At 41.6% G+C, this 24,603-nt stretch carries 23 protein-coding genes; 11 read left to right on the plus strand and 12 right to left on the minus strand.

Annotated elements, in window-relative coordinates:
- The first annotated feature begins 14 nt into the window (after nt 1–14).
- Complete coding sequence (locus tag AACU33_RS28865; RefSeq protein WP_096593362.1) at nt 15–758, plus strand: metallophosphoesterase; 744 nt, start codon at nt 15–17, stop codon at nt 756–758.
- 74 nt (nt 759–832) lie between these two features.
- Nucleotides 833–1,525, plus strand: a complete 693-nt coding sequence (locus tag AACU33_RS28870) for a Uma2 family endonuclease (protein ID WP_096593365.1) — start codon at nt 833–835, stop codon at nt 1,523–1,525.
- 17 nt (nt 1,526–1,542) lie between these two features.
- On the opposite strand, the gene AACU33_RS28875 is transcribed toward AACU33_RS28870, so the two are convergent.
- Both AACU33_RS28875 and AACU33_RS28880 read right to left on the minus strand, forming a co-directional pair.
- Nucleotides 1,543–2,523: an endonuclease/exonuclease/phosphatase family protein gene (locus tag AACU33_RS28875; RefSeq protein ID WP_096593368.1), complete on the minus strand. Its 981-nt coding sequence runs from the start codon at nt 2,521–2,523 to the stop codon at nt 1,543–1,545.
- A 332-nt stretch (nt 2,524–2,855) separates the two neighbouring features.
- The gene (locus tag AACU33_RS28880; protein ID WP_096593370.1) at nt 2,856–3,053 is read right to left on the minus strand and encodes a hypothetical protein; all 198 of its coding nucleotides are present in this window, start codon (nt 3,051–3,053) and stop codon (nt 2,856–2,858) included.
- A gap of 229 nt (nt 3,054–3,282) precedes the next feature.
- Between AACU33_RS28880 and mnmE the strand changes: the two genes are divergently transcribed.
- The 4 genes from mnmE to AACU33_RS28900 are packed head-to-tail and all read left to right on the plus strand — an operon-like array spanning nt 3,283 to nt 5,955.
- Complete coding sequence (mnmE, locus tag AACU33_RS28885; RefSeq protein WP_096593373.1) at nt 3,283–4,677, plus strand: tRNA uridine-5-carboxymethylaminomethyl(34) synthesis GTPase MnmE; 1,395 nt, start codon at nt 3,283–3,285, stop codon at nt 4,675–4,677.
- Nucleotides 4,678–4,704: 27 nt separating this feature from the next.
- Nucleotides 4,705–5,475, plus strand: coding sequence for an SDR family NAD(P)-dependent oxidoreductase (locus tag AACU33_RS28890; RefSeq protein WP_096593376.1), 771 nt, complete (start codon nt 4,705–4,707; stop codon nt 5,473–5,475).
- The gene (locus tag AACU33_RS28895; RefSeq protein WP_339376351.1) at nt 5,453–5,632 is read left to right on the plus strand and encodes an element excision factor XisH family protein; all 180 of its coding nucleotides are present in this window, start codon (nt 5,453–5,455) and stop codon (nt 5,630–5,632) included. Before AACU33_RS28890 ends, AACU33_RS28895 begins: the two co-directional genes overlap by 23 nt.
- Nucleotides 5,620–5,955, plus strand: coding sequence for a XisI protein (locus AACU33_RS28900; RefSeq protein ID WP_096593381.1), 336 nt, complete (start codon nt 5,620–5,622; stop codon nt 5,953–5,955). The genes AACU33_RS28895 and AACU33_RS28900 overlap by 13 nt, the downstream gene beginning before the upstream one ends.
- Before the next feature lies 1 nt (nt 5,956).
- On the opposite strand, the gene AACU33_RS28905 is transcribed toward AACU33_RS28900, so the two are convergent.
- The 3 genes from AACU33_RS28905 to AACU33_RS28915 form a co-directional block, all read right to left on the minus strand.
- Nucleotides 5,957–10,747 (minus strand): hybrid sensor histidine kinase/response regulator, encoded by a 4,791-nt coding sequence (locus tag AACU33_RS28905; protein ID WP_096593383.1) that lies wholly within the window; start codon nt 10,745–10,747, stop codon nt 5,957–5,959.
- Nucleotides 10,748–10,858: 111 nt separating this feature from the next.
- Complete coding sequence (locus AACU33_RS28910) at nt 10,859–11,860, minus strand: chemotaxis protein CheB (protein ID WP_096593385.1); 1,002 nt, start codon at nt 11,858–11,860, stop codon at nt 10,859–10,861.
- Between the two features lie 137 nt (nt 11,861–11,997).
- Nucleotides 11,998–12,873 carry an alpha/beta hydrolase gene (locus AACU33_RS28915; protein ID WP_096593388.1) on the minus strand — a complete coding sequence of 292 codons (876 nt, stop codon included), beginning with the start codon at nt 12,871–12,873 and terminating at the stop codon, nt 11,998–12,000.
- 215 nt (nt 12,874–13,088) lie between these two features.
- Between AACU33_RS28915 and AACU33_RS28920 the strand changes: the two genes are divergently transcribed.
- Entirely contained in the window at nt 13,089–13,964 is an 876-nt protein-coding gene (locus AACU33_RS28920; protein ID WP_339376526.1) for a lysophospholipid acyltransferase family protein, read from the plus strand.
- Nucleotides 13,965–13,968: 4 nt separating this feature from the next.
- Here the strand turns inward: AACU33_RS28920 and AACU33_RS28925 are convergent, their stop codons facing one another.
- Complete coding sequence (locus tag AACU33_RS28925) at nt 13,969–14,205, minus strand: hypothetical protein (protein WP_339376352.1); 237 nt, start codon at nt 14,203–14,205, stop codon at nt 13,969–13,971.
- A gap of 266 nt (nt 14,206–14,471) precedes the next feature.
- The gene (locus tag AACU33_RS28930) at nt 14,472–16,088 is read right to left on the minus strand and encodes a hypothetical protein (protein WP_096593393.1); all 1,617 of its coding nucleotides are present in this window, start codon (nt 16,086–16,088) and stop codon (nt 14,472–14,474) included.
- Between the two features lie 105 nt (nt 16,089–16,193).
- On the opposite strand from AACU33_RS28930, the gene AACU33_RS28935 reads away from it, so the two are divergent.
- Nucleotides 16,194–19,364 carry an alpha-mannosidase gene (locus AACU33_RS28935; protein WP_096593395.1) on the plus strand — a complete coding sequence of 1,057 codons (3,171 nt, stop codon included), beginning with the start codon at nt 16,194–16,196 and terminating at the stop codon, nt 19,362–19,364.
- 42 nt (nt 19,365–19,406) lie between these two features.
- Here the strand turns inward: AACU33_RS28935 and psbN are convergent, their stop codons facing one another.
- The gene (gene psbN / locus AACU33_RS28940; RefSeq protein ID WP_096593398.1) at nt 19,407–19,538 is read right to left on the minus strand and encodes a photosystem II reaction center protein PsbN; all 132 of its coding nucleotides are present in this window, start codon (nt 19,536–19,538) and stop codon (nt 19,407–19,409) included.
- Nucleotides 19,539–19,623: 85 nt separating this feature from the next.
- On the opposite strand from psbN, the gene psbH reads away from it, so the two are divergent.
- From psbH to pth, 3 genes are all read left to right on the plus strand, one after another.
- Nucleotides 19,624–19,827, plus strand: coding sequence for a photosystem II reaction center phosphoprotein PsbH (psbH, locus tag AACU33_RS28945; RefSeq protein WP_096593401.1), 204 nt, complete (start codon nt 19,624–19,626; stop codon nt 19,825–19,827).
- A gap of 170 nt (nt 19,828–19,997) precedes the next feature.
- A complete protein-coding gene (locus tag AACU33_RS28950) occupies nt 19,998–20,270 on the plus strand; it encodes a TatA/E family twin arginine-targeting protein translocase (RefSeq protein ID WP_096593403.1) in 273 nt (90 codons plus the stop codon).
- A 34-nt stretch (nt 20,271–20,304) separates the two neighbouring features.
- On the plus strand, nt 20,305–20,946 hold the full coding sequence (gene pth / locus AACU33_RS28955; protein WP_096595427.1) for an aminoacyl-tRNA hydrolase: 642 nt from the start codon (nt 20,305–20,307) through the stop codon (nt 20,944–20,946).
- 226 nt (nt 20,947–21,172) lie between these two features.
- Here pth and rpsU read toward each other — a convergent pair whose 3' ends face one another.
- The 4 genes from rpsU to AACU33_RS28975 all read right to left on the minus strand — a co-directional run bounded on the left by rpsU (nt 21,173) and on the right by AACU33_RS28975 (nt 24,333).
- Nucleotides 21,173–21,352 (minus strand): 30S ribosomal protein S21, encoded by a 180-nt coding sequence (rpsU, locus tag AACU33_RS28960; protein WP_096593406.1) that lies wholly within the window; start codon nt 21,350–21,352, stop codon nt 21,173–21,175.
- A 284-nt stretch (nt 21,353–21,636) separates the two neighbouring features.
- Nucleotides 21,637–21,981, minus strand: a complete 345-nt coding sequence (locus AACU33_RS28965; RefSeq protein WP_096593409.1) for a hypothetical protein — start codon at nt 21,979–21,981, stop codon at nt 21,637–21,639.
- A gap of 152 nt (nt 21,982–22,133) precedes the next feature.
- Nucleotides 22,134–22,991 (minus strand): 16S rRNA (cytidine(1402)-2'-O)-methyltransferase, encoded by an 858-nt coding sequence (gene rsmI / locus AACU33_RS28970; RefSeq protein WP_096593412.1) that lies wholly within the window; start codon nt 22,989–22,991, stop codon nt 22,134–22,136.
- Nucleotides 22,992–23,010: 19 nt separating this feature from the next.
- The gene (locus tag AACU33_RS28975; RefSeq protein ID WP_339376353.1) at nt 23,011–24,333 is read right to left on the minus strand and encodes a pentapeptide repeat-containing protein; all 1,323 of its coding nucleotides are present in this window, start codon (nt 24,331–24,333) and stop codon (nt 23,011–23,013) included.
- Between the last annotated feature and the right edge of the window lie 270 nt (nt 24,334–24,603).

Raw genomic sequence — 24,603 nt, forward strand, 5'->3', positions numbered from 1 at the left:
TTTGATATTTGCCAATGAAAATTCAAATATTTAGCGATTTACACATTGAATTTCAGCCTTTTACTGTCCCTATTACAGATGCTGATGTAATTGTCTTGGCAGGAGATATACATTTAAGGGAAAAAGGAGTGAAATGGGCAATTGAAAATATTCAAAACAAACCTATTATCTATGTATTAGGAAATCATGAATATTATGGTAGTGCTTATCCCAAACTAGTTAACAAGCTAAAAGATTATACATCGGGCACTAACGTTTATATTTTAGAAAATGATTTAGTAACTATTAAAGATGTCACTTTTCTAGGCTGTACTTTATGGACTGATTTTAAACTTTTTGATAATGCACATATTGCTAGCCAGGAAGCTAGTCAAAATATGACTGATTTTAAAAAGATTAGGTTAAGCCCTCAATACTCAAAATTAAAACCCATTGATACAGTAGAAATTTATAGAAAATCAGTTAGTTGGTTAAAAAATACTTTATCTAGCTTATCTGGAAAGATTGTAGTTATTACTCACCATGCGCCAAGTAAAAAATCTATACCTTCAGAGTACCAACAAGATATTTTAAGTGCTGCTTATGCATCAAATTTAGATGATTTTGCGGCTGAATCTGGCGCTCATCTATGGATTCATGGACATATTCATCAACATTTAGATTATCGAATTGGTTCGACCCGTATTATTTGCAATCCGCGCGGATATCCTGATGAAATAAATACTTTATTTAAGCCAGAGTTTTGTATAGAAATTTAGGAATTTTATCGGCTTAGTTCTAAAACTTATAATCGCTGCTAGGCTAAACTTATAGCACTAAGATACTTACGCCCATGTCTGTTGCACCAGATTTAGTAACTCCAGAAGATGTTATATTTCCTCCTAGTGATTTATACAGTGACGAACCGCCTTTGGACACTGACTTACATCGTCTACAAATGACGTTGCTCATCCAATGTCTTGAGTGGTTATGGCGAAACCGCAACGATTTCTATGCATCCGGTAATATTACAATTTATTACAGCCCACGTCAGCGGAAGTCAGAAGATTTTCGTGGCCCAGATTTTTTTGTGGTGTTGGGAACTAAACGCAAACCGCGTAAAAGTTGGGTTCTTTGGGAAGAAGATGGTAAATATCCTAATGTGATTATCGAACTGCTATCAGATTCCACAGCTTTAACAGATAAAGGCCTAAAGAAACAAATTTATCAAGATACCTTTCGTACACCAGAATACTTTTGGTTTGATCCTAGTAATCTAGAATTTGCTGGATTTGTTTTAGTGGCTGGTAACTATCAACCAATAGAACCAAATTCTCAAGGCTGGTTGTGGAGTCAGCAGCTAGAGTTATATTTGGGAGTTGAGCAAGAAAAGCTACGCTTTTTCACTTCTGAAGGACAACTGGTTTCAACACTAGAAGAAGTGGCGGAACAAGAAAAGCAACGCGCTGAACAAGAAAAACAAAAAAGCGATCGCTTGGCAGCAAAACTGCGAGAATTGGGAATCGATCCAGATACGATTGTGTAATTGGACTGGTATATTACCTAACGTAAAACTAAGTCAGTAATTAATGGTGCATGGTCAGAATTAGCATTTGCACCTGTATAGATTTGAGCAACACTAAAATGCTTACTGACAAAGCAATGGTCGATTGGGATATTTATCAACGGAATAATCCAGCTTGGTAGATGCACATGAGTTGCTGGTCTTGGCCAGCTTGGTAAAATACCAAAACCTAAGCGTGTATTGTGCAAATTTGTTTTGTTGATAAATCTGCGATAATAAGGCGACCAAGGCGTTAAGTTAAAATCTCCCATTAAAATTAATGGCTGATTCAGTTCTCGAATATAATCACTCAGCGCCGCTAGCTGAAGATTACGTCTGTGAAAATTACTGCGTGTTACTGGTACTATCGGATGGGTTCCAATTAACTTAATAGGTTGTTGATCTAATGTTAAGGTCGCTATCAGATTATGACCTCCTTTACCATTAAAATTATCTGCCTTAACATCTTGAATCGGTAAGCGACTAAATATTGCCAGTCCACCACCAGGACTTCTAAAAGTATAAGGCAAAGTATTTTTTAACTCAGCTTTTAAATTGTCGAAAGCACTGCGATTTACTTCCAGAAATAAAGCTAGATCGGGGTGACTATTCCGTACTACATTAATAACTTCTTTGTTATCATTATTCTGAATATTAATGTTAAAAGATAACAGCCGGATTTGTTTAGATGCATTTCCAACTAATTGTTGTGAATGCGGTAGATACCAAGGAAGTACCTCAATTACATTCAAACCCACTAGCAATAAAGCTGCAAGAACTATTACTTTACTTTTAAGATGACGAGTTTTCCAAAGAATGCCTAGAATAATAGTAACTATTAAAGATGCAACCAAATAGTGAACTCGAAAATGAGCCAGTAGTTCTAGAGGCCAGAACCAAGCCATATAGCTACCTAAAGATAGAAATCCTAAAATTAATAGAGTAGCGGTTGCGACAATTAAAAATATTCGTTTATTCATAGGTTAATAGGTTGCAGCAAAGACGGCCTCATCAATTAACATCAAACATCGTTCACTATTTTTCGGACAAATGTGTTAATTTGACAGCGTATTGGATGAAAAGCAACCAAATCTCAATCAAAAACCGTTAAACAAGACTATACAAAGCCTGTAAATTCTCTGACTTCTGCACTCAAAAGTAGCGGCTCAAGAAGTTAAAAGGACAGCTGATTGAATTACCACAATCAGCTGTCCAGATCTCACGCCAACTTAAGCGGCTAACTTAGCGGTAAAAATGTGAGAATGGAGGAATTGCACCCAATGCTATTGTTTGATTCTTGAGAAGAATGCTACTAATCCTCTGGAAGAACCCATTTTGGCGGTTCCATCATTTTTCGTCGCAGTCGTTCTTCTGCCATTTCGAGCATTTTATCCAGAGAAGTATCTTCAATAAATTGTGTTGTTGCTTCTCTAAATTCAATATTCGGGCATTTATCCCCTAACACACAACCGTTAACGCAGGCTTCAGCGCAATTAATTTTCTGCTCCACAGTGAATCCCTCTCTACAAGAGCGTTTATCTACTCTTCAGATAAATCTTACCTTGCTACTAGGCCTCCTATTAGTTTAAATACTTACTATTTAATTTAGTATAGAAGTCCTCGATCCTTGAACTTCTGCCTACAGTAAGAGAAAAGCTCAAAGTTAGGGAAACCCTTTGCTTACCTCAAGCAAAAGTACCTGTTACGCTAACCATATAGATTTGCTTGCAAAGGCGCTCATGTCGGAAATATTTGCCACTACTGGAACCATCGCCGCGATCGCAACTGCTGTTGTCCCGCAACAGGGTAGCGTGGGTATTGTGCGGGTATCTGGTTCCCAAGCGATCGCGATCGCCAAAACGCTCTTTCATGCACCTGGGCGTCAGGTTTGGGAAAGTCACCGCATTCTCTACGGCTACATCCGTCACCCGAAGACACAAAAGTTGGTGGATGAAGCTTTGTTGTTGATTATGCAATCACCCCGTTCTTACACCCGTGAAGATGTGGTGGAATTCCATTGTCACGGCGGAATTATGGCAGTGCAGCAGGTGTTGCAATTATGTTTGGAAAATGGCGCAAGACTGGCACAGCCAGGAGAATTTACACTCCGTGCCTTTTTGAATGGGCGATTAGATTTGACACAAGCCGAAGGTATTGCTGATTTGGTGGGAGCGCGATCGCCGCAAGCTGCTCAAACTGCTTTAGCTGGTTTACAAGGTAAATTAGCTCATCCAATTCGCCAGTTACGCGCTAACTGTTTGGATATTTTGGCAGAAATCGAAGCGCGGATCGATTTTGAGGAAGACTTACCTCCGCTGGATGATAAAGCTATAATATCAGCAATTGAGAACATTGCCGCAGAAATTACTAAGTTATTAGCAACTAAAGACAAAGGCGAACTGTTACGCACAGGTTTAAAAGTAGCAATTGTTGGGCGACCAAATGTAGGGAAATCAAGCTTGCTGAACGCTTGGAGCAGGAGCGATCGCGCCATCGTCACCGATTTACCTGGAACCACCCGCGATGTTGTGGAATCGCAGTTAGTTGTCGGTGGTATTCCCGTGCAGGTGCTAGATACTGCGGGGATTCGCGAAACCACAGACCAGGTAGAAAAAATTGGCGTCGAGCGATCGCGCCGTGCTGCCAGTGCAGCCGATCTAGTGCTGTTAACCATTGATGCTGCCGCAGGTTGGACGGAAGGCGATCGGGAAATTTACGAACAGGTACAACACCGTCCATTGATTTTAGTAATTAACAAAATTGATTTAGTAAAAGAAAGCGTAAAAAATTCTCTGCAATCGAAAACCCTAAATTTTAAACATCAAATTTTTACCGCAGCAGCACAGAACCTAGGTATTGAAGATTTAGAAACAGCAATTTTAGAGATAGTGCAAGCTGGTAAAGTTCATGCTGCCGATCTAGATTTAGCAATTAACCAAAGACAAGCAGCAGCCTTAACAAAAGCCAAGATTTCTCTAGAGCAAGTGCAGTATACAATTACTCAACAACTACCTCTCGACTTTTGGACAATTGATTTACGAGATGCAGTTTATGCATTAGGAGAAATTACAGGTGAAGAAGTTACAGAATCAGTGCTTGACAGAATTTTTAGTAGATTCTGTATTGGCAAATAAATTATAAATATATATTTAAATATAGATATGTCTTTTATTGATGAAATCGATCCTATTAACGCATTAATTGTAGGAGCCAGCCAAGGTATTGGTTTAGGTTTTGTGAAAAAATTACTGCACGATCGCAGAATTACAAAAATATATGCTACCTACCGTCAACCAGATTCAGCCTTGGAGTTAATTAATCTTGCAAACGAACATCCTGAGCGCTTAACTTGTTTGAAATTAGATATCACTGACGAATCACAAATTGCTGAAGCTATTCAACAGATAAGTACTCAAGTTAACAAGGTGCATTTGGTAGTCAATTGTGTAGGAATACTACATGAAGGTACTCTGCAACCAGAAAAAAGTTTAAGACAAATAAATCCAGAAAATTTACTACGCTACTTTCAAATTAACAGTATTGGTGCTGTGTTGTTGGCTAAACATCTATTGCCATTATTCAAACATGGAGAACGCAGCGTTTTTGCTAATATTTCTGCCAAGATTGGTAGTATTGGTGATAACCAACTTGGTGGATGGTATGGTTATCGAGCCTCCAAAGCAGCATTAAATATGTTGATACGTACAGCCGCAATTGAATATAGCAGAAGTAGTCCTAAAACTTTGGTAGTAACATTACATCCTGGGACAACTGATACGCGCCTGTCACGTCCCTTCCAGAAAAATGTAGCCGCAGAAAAGTTATTTTCAGTAGAACGGACTGTGACCCAATTGCTGAATGTTATCGAACAACTTCAAGAAGGTGATAGCGGACAATTTTTTTCTTGGGATGGGAGCCGCTTGCCTTGGTAGGGAACAACCCGATCGAGTTTTGTATTTGGCAATTTCTTGGGATACTTATCGAGATTTCTTTACTTGGAAGTTGATTCAAGATGTAATTGCAGAACACCAAATAAAGTTATTGATTTTTGATCCAGTCAAACAAGAAGTTGTCTTATGGAAAGAATAAATTATTCTCAAGTAGTACAAGAAATTCTCCAAGGACATTCAGACAACGACTCTGAAGATGGCACAGAGGTACAGCTAATTTTTGATACAGAGCGTCATCACTATCAAGTGCTTCATATTGGTTGGAAAGAAAAAGAATTAAGGCGAGTTTATGGTTGCATTATCCATGTGGATATTAAAGATGGCAAGATTTGGATTCAGCGAGATGGAACTGAGGTAGGTGTCGCTAATGAATTAGTAGTAGCGGGAGTACCAAAACAAGATATTGTTTTGGGTTTTCATGCGCCTTATAAACGCAAGTTTACTGAGTTTGCCACAGGTTGATTTACTCGCCCTGCAAAACTTGAGCGATCGCCTCAACCAACTCTTCTGGGTCAACTGGTTTGGAGAGATAGTTTTGAAATCCGGCTTGCAGGGCTTGCTGGCGATTGATTTCTCCGGCATAGGCAGTCAAAGCGATCGCTTTTATCTCTCCGCCTTGTTGTGTTGGTAAGGCTCTAATCTCCCGTAGCAATGTATAGCCATCCATTTGCGGCATCCCAATATCAGCTAATAAAATATCAGGAACCTTTTGATTAAGTCGCTGCAATACCTCTTTTGCGGAAGATACAACAATCGCGTTAGCACCCGCTGTTTCTAGAATAAAAGCAACTAATTCTAGATTATCTGGTTCGTCATCTACAACTAAAACTTCAATTCCTTCCAATGTCAGGGTGTCTTGTGTCAATGCTTCTTCCTCCATTATGGAAGTCGGTGTTAATAGCAGTGGTAGTCTGACGGTGAAGGTAGCTCCCTGTTGATCTCCAGGGCTTTGGGCTTTGACCGTTCCCCCATGCAGTTCTACGATATGCCGCACGATCGCCAATCCCAAGCCTAAACCGCCAAAGGTTCGGGTGATACTGCTATCAGCTTGGCGAAAATAATCGAAGACATAAGGTAAGAACTCCGAATTGATACCTCTGCCAGTATCTGTGACTTGAATTTGGGCCTCTGTATCAATTGTCTCTAATTTAATTTCAATTCGACCCCCCGTAGGGGTGAACTTGACTGCATTCGAGAGCAAATTCCACACAACTTGCTGCAACCGACCTGCATCGCCTAAAACATGGCTAACATTCAAGGTAAAATTGCTGTGAATTTGAATAGCTTTAGCTTCAGCTGCCAAACGTACAGTTTCAATGGCTGCGTTAATAGTGGCTTTGAGGTCAACGAGAGCCGAATTTAAGTTGAGCTTGCCTTGTAAAATCCGCGAAATATCGAGTAAATCTTCTATAAGTTGGACTTGTAACTTGGCATTGCGCTCGATAGTTTCTAGGGCTGCGGCTGTTTTTTTGGCGTCTAGGTTCCCCTGACGCAGTAATGAAGTCCAGCCGAGAATTGGATTTAAGGGCGTTCGCAATTCGTGAGAGAGAACAGCGAGAAATTCGTCTTTTGTCCGGTTTGCTGCTTCTGCTGTGGCTCTAGCTCGTTGTTCGGCTTCGTAGAGTTGGGCGCGAGCGATCGCACCAGCTGCTTGCTGAGATAATGCCAACATGAATGCTCGCTCATCCTGATTCAGGGAAGAGAATTCCTTAAAGCCAAGGGTGATGCCGCCGACTGCTCGACCCTCAACCATTAGAGGTAAGGAAATCCAAGCGACATAATCATAGCTAGCATAAATATCCTCCAGATGGGGATAGTGCGTGACGCGCTGTGCCTTCGACTCTTCCCAAACAGGTTGTCCAGTACGCACTGCATCTGGCAATGGACTTGATGATGCCAGAGAAATTCGCCGCCATCTATTCACGATCTCTGGTTCAAAACCAACAGAGTGGATGATTTCTAACTCTGTGCGATTTTCACAGACAATTGCCACTAAAGCAGCGCTGGCATTGAGTACAGAAATACTCTGTTCGACAATCACTTCCGCAACTTGAGTGGGTGTGAGCGACTCGGAAAGAGCAGCTGTGACTAACTGTAGGCGGCTGGTACGATCGGCAAGTTGCTCTGCTTGTTTACGGGCTTGTTGTGCTTGTTGGTACAGTCGAGCATTAGCGATCGCCATTGCGGCTCGGTCTGCTATATCTTGTAGTAACCTTGGACGATCGTTACTATAGGGATTTCCTGGGATTTCGCGGGAAATACCGAGCGTGCCAATAATTTGCTCCTGCACTTTCAACGGTACAATTAACAAACTGTAAATACCGAAGCGTTCTAAATAAGGCAAATATTCTCGTTGAAGGGAATTACGCAGCTGTTCTGGCGATACCTCTGGCAAGAAAATCATTTCACCAGTCCTTGCCACTTCTCCTGCCATACCCTCCTGAATCGAACGCGGCTGCTGTAGTAGTTTGCCAAGAAATTCTTTGACTTCAGTATTGATATGGTGAAAGGAAACAGTCTTTAGCCACTGTTTGTCTTCCGATAACAAACTCAAGATGCAAGTATCACCAGTTAACTCGCCAATCAGTTGGGTAATAGTGTCTAAAATCGTTTGCAAATCCAACCGAGCTGCGGCAAAAGTTTGGGAAGCTTGTGCCAAAAACCGTTCTCTTTGCTCGCTGCGTTTGCGGTCATCAATATCGGTTGCTGTTCCTAACCAACTAACGATACTGCCATTTTCGGCTTTGATGGGAACAGTTCTGCTCAAATGCCAGCGATAAACATTATCAAATCTTCTGAGCCGCAACTCAATTGTGAAGCTATTGCCTCGTTTTAAAGCCTCTGTCCACCTTTCCATAAATATGGGAAGCTCTTCAGGATGTACAACCTGCTGCCATCCATTACCTTGAGTTTTTTCTAGGGTTAGCCGACTGTAATCAATCCAACTTTGATTGCAGTAATTGGTCATTCCATCCGCATCGGACATACAGACAAGCTGTGGCAAGGATTCTGCCAACGAGCAATAGCGTTCCTGACTTTGTCGCAACGCCTGTTCGACTTGTTTGTAGTCGGTCACATCACGAGCAATTCCCAATATAGATTCCACTGAGTTATCTGCTGCAAACTCAGGTACTAAACGCGATTGATACCAGCGCTTACCATTGGGTGTTAAAAAACTAAACTCAACAGTATGGCTTTGACCTGTACTAAAAACTTGCTGCAAATTATCTTGCCAAAATTTACAAATTTCTTCAGGCATACCTAAATCGGCATTAGTTTTGCCAATGAATGCTTCTTTTGGCATTCCTGTTGCTGGTTCAACGGCAGGACTAACGTAGAGGTGGCGAAAATTGGCATCGACTCGACTGATGATATCGGGAGCATTTTCAGCGAGGGTTTTGAATTGTCGCTCTTGGCGGCGGAGTTCCGCTTCTAATTGTTTGCGATTGCTAATATCTACATACGCCCCAACTACACCTCTAACTTTGCCCTGCTCATCTTTGATGGGAACTGCCTTACCGTAGATATGCCGTACTACACCGTCTTCAAACACCAGTTCTGCTTCTTCGCAAACTTCCTGTCCGGTTCTGCCAGCTTTTTGCAAAGATAATTCCTCTGGTAGGATATCTTGACCGTTGCGTTGCGTTTTAAACTTGAAAGGATACACGCCATCCGCAGGGGTAGCAGTGGCAACAGAACCAGGTGTTGCCCGCATTAATTCATAAGCTGCGGGATTGACAGTTACCTGATGGCACTGCGGATCGCGGGACAGCCAAACAGCAACCGGAACTACTTCCATAAATGCTTCTAATTCCTCTGCTCTGGCTCGCGCCTGTGCCTCGCTGGCTTGCAGGGCAGCTTCTACTTGTTTGCGGTCAGTAATATCATGAGAAATGCCGATGATTTGCTGGGGTAAGCCATTTTCTGTACGGCTAAATATTAAATTCCGACTCAAAAACCAGCGCCATTCTCCATTACTATGTTGTATGCGATATTCCCACTCAATAATCTCTCCATCTTGTGCTTGATGCATCTGTTCAATGTGAGCCGGAAGCCTAGCGAAATCTTCTGGATGCAGTAATTGGGCAAATAACCGATCGCCCATTGCTTGCACTTGTGTCGCTGTGTAGCCTAGAAGTTCGCCTATCTGCCGATTTACATAAACATTACGCTGCTCAATCAAGTCGTAAATGTACAAAATTCCCGGTGTCGCATCGGCAACTCGTTGAATAAACCGCTGATTTTGTTGCAGTTGTAACTCTGTTTGCTTGCGATCGCGAATATCCTGAAATACCATGACGCCAATTGCCGGGCGATCGTGCATTGCAGGTAAAGTATCGGCATGGACTAACAGCGGATAAACATGATTCGGAGTGTGCCAGTTTAATTCCGCCCCTTGAATTTTTTCACCTCGCGCTACCCGAACTGCTGGCAATTGTTCGGGTGGGATTAATTTTCCTGTCGCATCAGTGCAGTAAAAATCTGTATCGTAAATCCCAGCCGGGCGATCGCGAGAAATTTCACCTCCTGCCATTTCTTTTGCCGCTTGATTTGCGAAGGTGAAGCAAGCTGTATCAGGGTCAATAAATAACAGGGGAATCGGTAGCAGATTCATTACTGCTTCTAACCATTGGTATTGATTTGCTTGGGTTTGCGCTTGTTGCTTGCGATCGTGAATGTCTGTGCAAGTACCAAACCAGCGCCTAATTTTACCTATGCGATCGCGCTTAGGAATAGCACGTCCTAAATACCAACGATAGGAACCATCTGCTATTTTTAAACGATACTCAATCTGGTAATCGTTACCTGTAGTAACTGCTGTCATCCAAGCATTAATAGTTGGCTGTAAATCTTCAGGATGAACTAATGGATGCCAACCATTAATAAATAGTTGTTCTAAGTTAATACCAAAAGTATGTAGGGCTTGTTGGTTGAAATACTCCGCTTCACCAGTTGGTTTACAAGTCCAAACTATTTGCGGAATGGCATCGATAATTTCGCGAAATCGTTCTTCAGATCGCTGGAAATTTTCTGAGGCGTTAATGTTGCCGTTGCCTTCACCAAGATAGTTGTCAGTGGCACCTGATTCAAAGCTACGAGCAAAACGTTCTACCAGTTCCGAACGAGAAATGCCGCGTTTACTTGCTTCCTGCTTGAGGTTCTGCCAAGCCGTTTTAGTTAGCGATAAGTTAACCGCTTGTTTCGACTCTAATCCCCAACTGTGGATAAATTTGCCTGTTCGATCGCGCTTCACTCAGGTACTGCCCGTATACCTATATGGTTGACTTCATTAAATCACATTGCGAAATTTCTGAAATCAGACTATTGGTATACCCTGAATCTACCATCGGTAGGATGACACAAATTAAATAAGTTTATTGCCTTTTTCTAAGACTTCCCGAATGATGAGAGAACGTTGTTTAGCAGCCTCAGCCTCTTGTTCCATCTGTTGTGCTGCTAATTCAAGGTTGCGATAGCGCATTCTAGAAGCCATACGTTCTGAGAGCATAGCTTTTTCTTGCAATGCCCTCACCGCACTCCATAACGCCTCTTCAAACACCTCAGATTGCAACGCCATTAGAGTTTCTGCACCGAAAGCATGACCTGTATGGCATTTAAAGTGCAGCATTTTCCCTTCTTCAATTTCCCAGAGAACACCACCGCAATCAGGGCAAGTGTAAGTTGATGGTTGACCAACTAGAGCACCAGAGTCTTCGGCTTCCATATTCGATTGTGCTGTGTCAGATTCAAGCTTACTTTGTCGGGGCTTTTCTGTCGGTGTATTAACTAGAGTTACCAAAATCGATGGAATTTCCGACAGTGGCAAAATGTAGTCAATTTCTTCTACATTTTCGAGGGCGCTACGTGGCATTCCCGAATACATTGCATCATCAGGATCTTGAACAACTGCCACACCACCACGCATTTTCACCGCCATCAGTCCGGCTGTGCCATCGTCTAGCATTCCTGTTAAAAGTACAGCGATCGCTCGTCTTCCGTAGGCTCGTGCTGCGCTGCGAAATAGCGGATCGATAGCTGGGCGGTGATGGTTCTCTTTTGGCCCCTTGGTTAACTGCAAATATCCAGGTTGCAGCCGCAAGTGGTATTCAGGTGGAGCAACATAGATTCGTCCTTTCTCGATTGCTTCACCATTTTGGGCTGTAGAAGCTGGCAATTTTCCAGCACTATTCAAAATCTCCGCCAGAATAGGCGGACTTTGGCTGTGTACGTGAAGAACTACCATAACAGCAGCATTGAAATCGGTTGGTAACTGCTTAACTAAATAAGTTAACGCCTCGACTCCCCCTGCCGATGCTCCGACGACGATTAAATCGCGTACAATCGCCTGCTTTTGGTTTTGAGCCATTTCTATCCTTGTGGGAACGAGCAGAAACGTCTGTCACCATGCAAATTTTGTTTCTGCACTTGAGTAATTTCTACAAATTAAACTAAGAAATTGCTCACCAATTTTCTTTACCCTTAAGGTATATCTGCCGAATTAATTTACATTGCAAGTGTAATTTTAATCGCTTCATCTGGTAAATGTTGCTCCAACCAATTTTCCAGATCGGCCATTACCTCTTGATAATTGAGGTCGCTTAGCAGTTCGTGATAGGCTTCGGGATAAACCACTCGTAGCTTATCTTTACAGGGTACTAGCTGGTAAAATATTTCACCGCCCTCTGGTAAAGCTACGCGGTCGGCTTCACCGTGAAGAATTAATAGGGGCAATTGCCAATCAGCAGCGTGAGTATAAATCCAATCTACTGTGGCAAAGTACTCGGTAGCCAGACGCGCAGTACCTAGGGTATGGCGTAGGGGATCTTGGGCATAAGCTGCTAAAACTTTTTCATCCCGCGAACCAGCAGAAAGGTCAATACCAGTACTTAGGGTGAACTGCGGCCAGACGCGAGAAAGTAGCTGGCCAATTAGTAGACGGATTTTTGAAACGCCAACTTTCCCGATAGCTGGTGCAAGCGCGATCGCACCCTGCAATGTCGCTGCTTCGTCGGGATAGTGCAAAATGTAATCTAAGACGACTACTGCACCTAAGCTGTGACCCATAATAAAAATTGGGCAGTCTGGATGCTGGGTTTTAATCAACTCTATGAAGGCTTTCAAATCTTCACGCAACTCCGCCCAACTATTGATATGTCCTCGCTGTCCTGGTGAACGTCCATTACCACGCTGATCCAAAGCATAAACAGCATATTGTTTAGGCAGAAGTTGTTCAATTACATTTCCGTATCGTCCGCTATGCGCCCCTAATCCATGCACGATCGCTAATATCGCCCGTATTTTACCTGTGGGATGCCAGCTTTGGTAAAACAGGTCAAGCTCTCCTACACCTTTAAAAGTACCTTCAGTGTGAGAAATCATAGTGTTAATTTTTGGCATTTTTTCTTAAGTTTCTGACTATAGATTGGTTAATAATCTGGCTGCAAGAACTAAGATTTATTTACGAATTCAAAGAGGTGATTATTCTCAATAATTCTAGTGACTTTGTGACTCAAAATAGCGCTGATGCGGCACCTTCTCAGACATCAGAAAGTCGAACCCAGTCATATACCTTACCACCTTTAACTGCGGAAGCCATCGAGCGAGTACAAGAAGGTTTGGCTGCGGCTGTCGATCCGGCTGTCCGCCAGAGGATTGCGCAAACTCTCCAGCAATTGACAGCCATGACTGTAGAGGTTTCAGAACCGAGGGCTAGCGGTGAGTTGCGTCGCCTCGTATTGCGATCGCTCATTCATGCTTTCTTCCGCGTGCGGGTAGAATACTTAGAAAGACTGCCCCAAAAACCTGCAATCTTCGCTGTCAACCATCTCCACCACATCGATCCGTTTCTCTTACTCAGCGAAATTCCCGCCCAACCTTACTATTACATTCTTGGTGATGCTCGTACCCTCTACAACAAGTGGTGGAAACGCCGGATACTCAGCTTTGCTGGAGGTGTAATTCCTTTAGCAAGGATCTGGAAAGAAGAATTGGCTGTCATTGCAGAGGCGAAAGCCGGACGACAGGATTTGCTAGAGTTAGCGACAGCGATTGAAGAAAATGTGCCCACAGGCGGAGATATCCCAACATTACGGCAAATCGATCGCATTGTGCTGACAATCTTGGCACGTGGTGATGGCATAGTTCTATTTCCCGAGGGGCGCTTGGGAGAAACTGAGGGTAAGTTGCACGTTCCCTTGAAGCGAGGAACTGTTATCTACGCTTTAAAATCTGGCGTACCCATAGTACCAGTAGCGTTGATTGGTACTCATGACCTATTTCTAGGAAAACAACTAACTGTTCGATTTGGTCAGCCATTATACTTTTCTCACAGCACCACGTCAAAGCGACAAGAAGTAGATGCAGTTGTATTGGCTGTACAGGATGCAATGCTAGCTTTATTACCTACAAACTATCAAGAACCCACAGGAATCAAGCTATTGCGTAATTTCCTTAATCACTTATTTTGGTGAAGAATTACTTTTCTAGAAAATTTGTCACTTTGAAATTGGATGTTCCTTCCCAACAGTGGTTTAAACATACATTAAGTCTGGCATTTGGTGCATCAGCTGATTCGCTAGCTGCATTAAACTGCACTGCCGTCACAATATATTCAAAAATAATTACACATTGTTTCGTAGGCGACATTCGCTCAACTACAATTGTTTCCCCAATCTTTGGGATTTGAGGTAAATCCACAACAAAAGTTTCCATCTTTGGTTTTTCTAGTGGATTTTTGAAATTAAAGTACTTACAGTAAACAAGAACTTTCACTAAATAAACCCACCAAATATTACTCGACAATTCAAAATAGGAAAACTGAATACTGATAATACCATGTCTCTAAGAAAATTATCTTAATAGAGATTTGGTAATACTATCCTAATATTGTAAGGCGCAAATAAATATAACACCTCACATAGTGAAAAAAGCCAGAAATAAGACTATTTTAACTTTTGTCTTTATCTGTCAGTTGCAGTTTACTTAATTCCCAACAGACCTCGCACAAACATGAGCGTGTTTAAAAATATTGTTTCTAACCACAGGATAATACTATCAAGCAATTCTAGAATTTGTTCTATAATGTGCTTTTCATATCCAATCAGTGTTGCTTTTGTTTCTATCCAATCTGGTTTAGCTTCTAATTGATTGCTTGGGTAACGCTGAGAAATCTCTCCGGTCTTACTATTACTGCTAGGTTGGGAAACGCGAGAACTCGTTGATTGAGCAGAGGTAACTTTACCCGATTTTTTCTTAGTAGAAGAGAGATTTCGCGGTGATTTTTTCTTTTTGACTAACCCCAAATTTAGTTGTGGTATTTGTAAAAACTTTTGATGCCTTTTTGAAGCAGCAGGTGTTGTTGATAAACTAGAATCTATGACCGAATTTGTATTTGGCGAAGGTGTAACTAACTGTTCTTCAATATTTTCAGCATTGCCAAACAAATCGCCCCATGTCAACCAAGGATCTGCGGTGATAATTTCATTGTTCAATTGGCGTCGGTTAGGCAGAGGCAATCTTTTTCCTGGTAATTTTGTAGCAGACTCTCTAGTATCTAGTTTTTTGCCATTACCAACACCAAAAAAGTAATTCAGCGCTGCTTCAATCAATGCCGGAATATTTAGCTTCTGAGTTTCTAAACCCTCATTATTAACTTGAATTTTTCCTCTGGCTGCTAATTGCTCTTTGCCATAAAGAAATATACTAAATTGAGTTTGGGCAACTTGAATAATCTCTCTACTTCGTTGTTTTATCGGCACTAAAGCATTTGATTCCAAATTTGCCACAGCAGCATCTAACAATGTTAAAGCTCCTGGATATTTGGATAAATAATTAGATTCGCTTACCTCTTCTGTTACAGAACTTGGATTGAGAGCAGGTGTCTGTTCTGGCTTACCACCAGTAAGTTTTGTTAATAAACGTTCAATCTCTGGCATTAAGTTAGTTTCTTTTTTTGCTTCTAACAAGCGCCAATAACGCCAGTATTGAGCAACTTCACTAATAATTAAATCTTCTAATTTTGCTTGCTGTTGAGGCGTTAAAATATCCAGAATTTCATTATCCGCAGCAATGAGTAATAAATTGCGCTTCTCTAAATTTGTGGCTATTCCCTGCACCATTGGATATATGGGTGATGGGTTGAGACTTTCTAGCGGATTTGCTGAAATAGTTAACGATGGAGAAGAGCTAGATTGATTGCTTGATTTATGAGAAACAAATTTTAACCACAAAGATTCTAACAACGCCCACGGATTTGCAGGTGTCGCTACGCTTTTGGAAGATGGAATGGCGGCTTCCGCAAGTGGAAAATTTTTGACAGTCTCTAGGACGTTTACAATGGGAGCGTCAACATCTGGAGGAGTTTCTGCTTCTAACTGCAATCTGGTTTGAGGTTCTTTAGTATACAGAGTTTTGTTTGCAGATTCGGATAACTGCAATAGCCGATATACAGGGTAAAGTAGTACTCCAACACCCCATTTGGTAGCGACTTGTACATACCGCATGGTTTGTCCCAGCTGTTCTGTCAACCGCCGAGATTGCTGGTGAACGAAGTTAAAGATTTTGCTTTGATAACGACCAGAGGAACCAGAAGGCATGGTAGTGATTTGTTAGTTAGAGCTTGATTGATCTGTGAGACTCCCACTGCACAGTCAAAACGACAAACTGTTAATTATCGTAAGTGCCCTGATTTTAGCCAAAATATGACCCTTCCTGTAAGCCAATCTCATACTAATTTAATATCAGCAGCAATTGAGCAGTTGCGCTCTTGTTGTCAAGTTAATCTTCAGTCTACCTGGTTATATCAAGAATCTGACTGGAGTATTACTGAGGTTGCTGCATTAAATTTGTCTCAATGGAAACCTGTCGAGTTAAATCCTAAAGGAAATATTGCTTGGACAGCCGGGAAGAAAGTTTTATGGCTGGCTCAAAAGTTGGTGGTTCCCCAGGATTTACAGGGTTATCCGTTGAGTGGGTTATCTTTGCGACTAACGTTGCTTTGGTGGGCGGATGCTGCTGAGATTTATGTAAATGGAGAATTGGTGCTGGAGGGAGATTTATTTGATTGCTCGCCCAGAGTACTTTTGAGTCAACGGGTGAAGCCAGGGGAAGAATTTATTGTGGCTTTGCGGTTGGTGAGTCCGGGACACGATGATGGTGCTTTAGTGCGATCGCTCCTTGTCTACGAATCTCCCGATTATAATCTTCCTGATGCGGGTTTTGTCGCTGATGAGTTGGCTGTGGTGCAGCTTTATTTGGAACGGTTTGCGCCAGAGAAGTTGGAGGTGTTGGCGGAAGTGGTGGGGGAGGTAACGAACCACAAAGGCGCGAAGAACGCGAAGAAAGAGAAACAAGAGTGGGAAGATATCCTCGCTACAGTGCGTCATCACATCCAAGATTATCTGCGTGCATCGGCGTGCATCGGCGGTTCAAAATCTAAAATCTATTTAGTAGGTCATGCTCACTTAGATTTAGCATGGCTATGGCCTGTGAGCGAAACTTGGAATGCGGCGCAACGCACTTTTGAGTCGGTGCTGAAGTTACAACAAGATTTTCCTGAGTTAATTTTCTGCCATTCGATGCCGTCGCAGTATGCTTGGATTGAAGAACATCGCCCAGATTTATTTCAGGAAATTCAAGAGGCGGTAGCTGCGGGACGTTGGGAAGTTATCGGTGGTTTGTGGGTGGAACCAGAATTAAATTTGATTGCTGGGGAATCGATTGTCCGTCAGCTATTGTATGGTCAGCGCTATACCCAAGAAAAATTTGGCAAGATTTCGCCTGTAGCATGGCTACCTGATAGCTTTGGTTTTTGTGCAACTTTACCGCAGTTTTTCGTGAATGCTGGGATTGAATATTTTGTCACCCAAAAGTTGTTGTGGAACGATACTACTAAATTTGATTATGGGGCTTTCTGGTGGCGATCGCCTGATGGTAGCGAAGTATTTAGTTTGATGTCTGCACCTATTGGTGAAGGTATTAATCCAGTGAAGATGGCAGACTATACGTATGAATGGCAAACTAAAACTGGGTTAAAAGATGCGCTTTGGCTCCCTGGTGTTGGCGATCATGGCGGCGGCCCTACCCGTGATATGTTAGAAACTGCCGAACGCTGGCAACACTCACCAGTCTTCCCTGATTTAGAATTTACAACTACTGAGAAGTATTTACAGCAAATCAGCAATTCCCCTGCGTCTTCTTTCCCTGTATGGGAAGATGAACTTTACTTAGAATTCCATCGCGGTTGCTACACTACCCACGGAGACCAAAAGCGTTGGAATCGGCGTTGTGAAAGTTTATTGTACCAAGCGGAATTATTTGCAACTTTGGCAAAAATTAGTTGTGGAGTGGAGTATGCAAAAGCAGAAATCGAAACCGCTTGGAAGCAGCTATTATTTCAGCAGTTTCACGATATTTTACCCGGTTCTTCAATTACTGAAGTTTATGTGGATGCTTTACCGGAATGGCAACAAGTTGAACAAGTAGGAACGAAGATATTACAAGATTCATTGTTAGCGATCGCATCCCACATTACCCTACCACAGCCACCACAACCAAATAGTTTGCCTGTTATCGTTTTCAATTCCCTCAATTGGCAACGTTCTGAGGTGGTTTCTGTCAATCTACCCAGAACTGCTAACCAACAATGGCAAGTTTACGATGTTTCTGGAAAGCAGCTACTATCTCAAATAACTGAACCATCAACCTTGCTATTTTTCGCTACCGATATTCCATCCGTGGGCTATCGCTTATTTTGGCTTGTCCCTACTTCCGCCCTTCCCTCTCCCCCGTCTTTTCCCTCTGACTGGGTTCTGGAAAATGAATACCTGCGAGTAGTAGTTGACCCCAACACAGGAGATTTATCTAGTGTTTTTGATAAAACTCATCAACGCGAAGTATTAACTGGTGCAGGTAATCAACTGCAAGCTTTTCAAGATAGCGGACAATATTGGGATGCTTGGAATATTGACCCCAATTATGCCCTGCATCCTTTACCACCAACTACTCTCAAATCGATTCAGTGGCTAGAACAAGGTGTAGTGCAAAGCCGTTTGCGAGTGGTGCGTCAGTTGGGCGATTCGGAATTTTGCCAAGATTATATATTGACAGTTGGCGTACCTTTACTCAAAATAGCTACTACTGTTGATTGGCAAGAAAGTCATGTTTTGGTAAAAGCTGCTTTTCCTCTCAACATTGAAGCAGACTTTGCCACTTATGAAATTCCCTGTGGTGCAATTCGCCGCACAACTAAACCCCAAACCCCCGCAGAAAAAGCTAAGTGGGAAGTTCCAGCCTTGCGTTGGGCTGATTTAACTGGGGAAACCGATGAATTGATCTATGGAGTGAGTTTACTAAATGATTGTAAATACGGTTACGATAGCCAACCCAATCAACTCCGCCTAACTTTACTACGCCGTCCTCATTGGCCTAATCCCGAAGCTGACCGAGGTTTTCACGAATTTACCTATGCGTTATACCCCCACACTGGTAGCTGGGAGTCAGCTAATACAGTCAAGCGTGGCTATGAGTTGAACATTCCGCTGCAAGTAATTGTAAATCCCCCTAGAACTCAGAACGCAGAAATTAGCACTCCAGAAAAAATGAGTTTCTTAAATTTATCCGCTGATAATTTAATCTTGATGGCATTCAAGCAAGCTGAAGACGATTCCCAGCAATTGATTCTGCGTTGTTATGAATGTCAAGGAGACACAGCCGAGTTATCTTTACAAAGCGATATCGGCTTAAATCTCACAGCAGCAGTAGATTTATTGGAGCGTTCTACCGCTACAGAATTCTCATTTAGGCAACAAATCTTTACGATTCAGCCTTGGAAAGTTACTAGCTTTAAGATTATACCAGAAACTCAACCCTGATTTTTACAGACGCTCTCAATGGCGTCTGTAACCTTGTGTACGTTAGTCTTCGTGGTCTTCAAATGGATCTGCTAATTCCTTGCTTGGAGGCCCAAAAGATATATAAATTCCCCAGCCAGTGATGGCAATCACTAGGGCAGCGAGAGAAATGCTAAGAACTATTGCGGGTTCCATAATTGAGGGATAGATTATGAGTGCTATTCTTATAGAATATTACAGAAGATTAAAAAAAGCTTTGGCAAGTAATCTTAGGTGAACTATGGCACAAAGGACTAGGTTGGGAGATATACTGAGACCCTTAAACTCTGAGTATGGTAAAGTTGCTCCGGGTTGGGGAACTACACCTGTAATGGCTGGTTTTATGCTATTATTTTTCGTTTTTCTGCTGATTATTCTACAAGTCTATAACAAGACAATTCTGATTCAGGATGTATTTGTTGATTGGCGGAGTATAGGTCGTTAACTTATACAAGGCTATTGAGCTTTTAGAATCAGCGAAGCTACACCCGGCTCGTCCGGGTTTTTTTGTAGATTTCATCCTGAAAAAATTAGTCGAAAACAAGTCAACATAGATCAATGGGAAGATAGTATTCTCCTTCCCTGCTTGACCTGTAGATTTATAGGAGAACACCCATGAATATATTTGGTATTGGTCTGCCAGAAATGGCTGTAATTTTGGTAGTGGCGCTATTAGTTTTTGGGCCAAAAAAATTGCCAGAAATTGGTCGTAGCTTGGGTAAAGCAATTCGTGGCTTTCAAGAAGCCTCTAACGAATTTCAAAATGAGTTTAAACGGGAAGCGGAACAACTAGAACAAGCTGTCAAAACTACTGCTGAACTTGAACCCAAGCAAATCGAAGCAGCGCAATCAGAGCATGACACTGCTAGTTCTTCGCCAAAAGGCTAAATTAAGTGCTGCATATCGATTGACTAGAGTCAAAATGACAGAGGCTGATACAAAACCAGCTTTGGTGATTCCCCAGCTAATTGTCGGGTTGGGGAATCCAGAGCCTAAATATGACCAAACGCGCCACAATATTGGCTTCGCGGCTGTTGATGCACTTTCGCGTACGTGGCAAATTCCGTTAGCAGAAAATCGCAAGTTTCAAGGACAATTCGGTGAAGGTGTTGCGCCAGTTGGTGGTAAGATCCGCTTGCTCAAGCCGTTGACTTATATGAATCGATCGGGACAGGCGATACAGGCAGTTACTAGTTGGTATAAATTGCCGCCAGAGTCAGTTTTGGTAATTTATGATGAGATGGATTTACCTCTAGGAAAGACTCGCCTGCGCTTGTCGGGTTCGGCTGGGGGGCATAATGGCATGAAAAGTGCGATCGCACATTTGAGTTCTCAAAATTTCCCACGTTTGCGCATCGGTATAGGTAAACCCAAAGGTGCAGCAAATAACGACGATTCTGGGGCTGTGTCCCACGTGCTAGGACGTTTTTCTGCTAGCGAAACTCAAGTAATGTCTTTAGTACTTCAATTTGTGGTTGAGTGTGTAGAACTCACCCTCAAACAAGGAGTAGAAAAGGCGATGAACCGTTGTAACAGCAGCACTATTGATCCTTCTGAGTCTTAGCTCAAGGGTGATTTTCACATTGATTTTGGTTGATGGATAGCGATGATCGCTGACTCCATCTAACCATATTCATGACATTTGAGACGCCCCACACTTGGGGAAAGGAATTAACTCACACCCCTAACTGGGGTGCGGTAAATCTTTGTTAATTTTTGTAAGAATCATGGCAACGTTATGTTGCTTGTTTAAGAACTTGTCTTCAAACAGAGCCACCACCAAAATAGGTTTATTTAAAACGTCTCTTGCGTCTAGCTGCCACTGCCTTACGTTTCTTCTTTTCCAATGGTGTTTCAAAGTGCCGATGATACTTAACGTCAGCTAATATACCAGCTTTGGAAACCTGGCGTTTAAACCGACGCAGTGCTGAGTCTATTCCTTCGTTCTCTCCTAAAACCACTTGGGTCATTCTTACTCTATCCTCAAGATCGATCAGTTTCCATTGTAATAGCAGCCCCTAACTTAGCAAAACTCCTCTACCCAAGAACTATGAAAAAGTGCAATTTTTGGTATTGAGGTAAGTTATTGCTGCTGCCTAAACCTGGCAAATCTTTATACTTTAACACCATCGCTATGGAATTCGAGAATAGGAGGCGATGGCTCTGTCAAAGACTTTGACGAACACACCATCAAATTTTCCTGACTATACCACAGTAAGATCAAGTTATATTTGCTACAGTTAATATGCTTGTTTTAAAAGTTAATTCTGCCTTCTGTAAGTAATTTATACCCTGCTGCTAATGCTGTAAAAGCAACTAAAAAATTCCACAAACTAGTTGGTTTTAAAATTACTCCGCCGCTTAAGAAAACTAGAACTATTCCTATTGCTAATAAAATCCAACCTAAGTTACCTGTTTGTCTACGAAAAAATATTAATGATAATACGCCAGCCATAAGTGCCAGCACTGAGCCAGTGGCAGGTATCTTGCTATAAAAATACCGATAATAGCCAGTAGCAAATATAATATTTTGTCCAAAAAAGTATAAACCTATAAAAAGCAAAAATAAACCTATGAGTTTAATTAACAATCTACTCATAATTTTTTATATGTTAGTTATTAAGATAATTATAATTAATAAAATCTCGTAATAGTACCGAAAAAATACTAGAAAAATGTAAAAAATATACTAAATATTAAAAATTTTGAGAACAGCTTAAGCCATTGCCGAGAAAGCTAAATAACGTGTCCCTACTCAGAATCAACCACAATTGAGAGAGCTAATTGATAAATTTCTCGACGCGGTAGGGAAGTGAATTTTGCTAACTGGCGACTAGCTTGCGATCGCGATATTCCTTGACGAATTAATTGTTCGAGTTCGGCTTTGATTTGGGCTTCTGTGAGTTGGGGTTGAGTGGCTGGAGTTCCTGCTACCACAAGAGTATATTCGCCTTGGGGTTCGCGCTGGCTGTAATGAGCGATCGCTTCGGCAATTGTGCCTCGCCAAAATTCCTCGTAAAATTTGGTGAGTTCTCTAGCCAGGACAATTTGGCGATCGCTTCCGAATGTTTCTCCTAAATCTTGTAAAGTTTCCCGCAATCGATGCGGTGATTCGTAGAAAATTAGAGTGCGGGATTCTGTTTGCAGCGATTCTAAATATTCTCGCCGTTGTTGACTTTTCGCTGAGAGAAAACCTTCAAATACAAACCGATCTGTTGGTAATCCTGATGCACTTAAAGCCGTAATTGCCGCACTCGCACCCGGAATCGGAACCACAGATATTCCTCCTTCCACACAAGCTTTCACCAATTCATACCCTGGATCGGAAATTCCTGGCATACCCGCATCACTGACTAAAGCAATTGCCTTACCATTAGCTAAATGCTCTAACAATTCTGGAATTCGGCTGGTACGATTGTGTTCGTGGTAGCTCACCTGAGGAACTTTAATTTGAAAATGTTGTAGCAGTTTGCCTGTGTGGCGCGTGTCTTCCGCAGCAATCAGATCCACCGTTTGCAAAATTCGCACCGCCCGAAAGGTAATATCTTCAAGATTGCCAATTGGTGTACCTACAACATAAAGCGTTCCTGGTTTAGGATCGGTCTGCATGATTGAGAAATCCAGCTTTCTAAATAAGTTGGGAATGCGCTGCTCGAATTGCGGATGCGATCGCACTTTCTACCATACCATCAGCAATTTGCTGTCCTTGCTGCACAACAAATTGCTTAAAAAATGGATCTTTTTTAGCCTCTGTGAGAATTAGTTGTTCAATTAGTTCAGCTTGTTTATCCACAGAAATAGCAACACTCTGATTTTGAAATTGTTCTAAAAGATTTTGGACTAACTTTTGCGATTGCTCTGGTTCGCTGCAATTAGCAACAAAACTGCGAATTTTACTAGCAGCTTCATCATAATTAATTTCCCCAGAACCAGCTAAGTTTGTAATTGTACTACCTGTAATATAAAAACTATTACCAAAAGATCTTTTATTAGCTTCTTTTAAAGCTCCTGCTTGATCGGCAGCAATATCTAACAGTTTATTAATTTGAGGTTCTTTAACAGCTATTAAGCCTTTAATCATATCATAAATTTCCCCAACTCTCTGTTCAACCTGTTGTCGGAGAACGCCTTCTTTATGAGTTACTTTCACAACCCAAAGGTCGCCCCGTTGTTCAACTCCTTTGAGTTCCAAACCTAAACCATCATCTTCTAATTGAAATTTGCGGAAGGTGAAACTTAAAGCTCTCCAATTTACACCTTCTTTGAAAACTAACTCAACGACTTCTTCTACTTCTTGAAATAGAGCTTCAAACTCTCCTTTTTCAAAGTAACGACCGACAGGATATTGTTCTATTGTTTCTCCTTTCTTATCCAATTTACGAAATACGTAATCACATTTTACCCTAGCAAAACAAGTCTTACTATTAACGTGCCAATCTTCAATACAAATTCCAGTTAAATCGGCATCGGTAAAATTAACTCCTGTCACTTGAGCGCCAACTAAAATACTGTGACGCAAATCAGCATCTTGTAAATCTGCTCCTTTGAGATTAGTTCCTCTCAAATTGAAATATCTCATATCTGCGCTGCGCAAATATGCTCCTTGTAAGTTGAGATTGCTAAATTCTTTATCTTTACTTTTTCCATCAATTAGCAGTTTTTGTACTTTGTAGTTAGTCAAATCTATATATCTATCATCTAATCTAGCCCTATCTAATCCTTTAACTCCCTTAAGACAAGTCCGGTAAAAATTACTGGCGCGGAAATCGCTATTTGCTAACAGAGAACCAGTAAAATCAATGTTACTTAAATCTAAGTTATAAAATGATGTACTGCCCCATGTACCAGCTGCGATCGCCCAAGAATGCAAAAAATAAAAATGGCTGGAATGTTTATGACTAAATTTTGTGACGATTAAACTAAGAATCCCAAAACCAAATCCAGAAATCATACCACCTAAAAGGCTAGCGCTTTTTACAAAAAGGCTTTGCTCTGCAAATTTGCTATCGACTCCCCCAGATAAATACAAAATTATCGTGGCAATAACTGCAATGATAATTATAAATGTAGCAATGGAAACTTGAAACCTATCGAGTTTACTTTTTACAAAAGTTATATGAAATACAGCAATAACAAAACTGCCTGTCAATAAACTAAAAAGGCTAAAAGTTATGCCTGCTAAAAAAATAGCTAAGTGTTGAATAAGATGATCTATTGCTGG

The sequence above is a fragment of the Calothrix sp. NIES-2098 genome (assembly GCF_963875125.1).
GTDB lineage: Bacteria > Cyanobacteriota > Cyanobacteriia > Cyanobacteriales > Nostocaceae > Aulosira.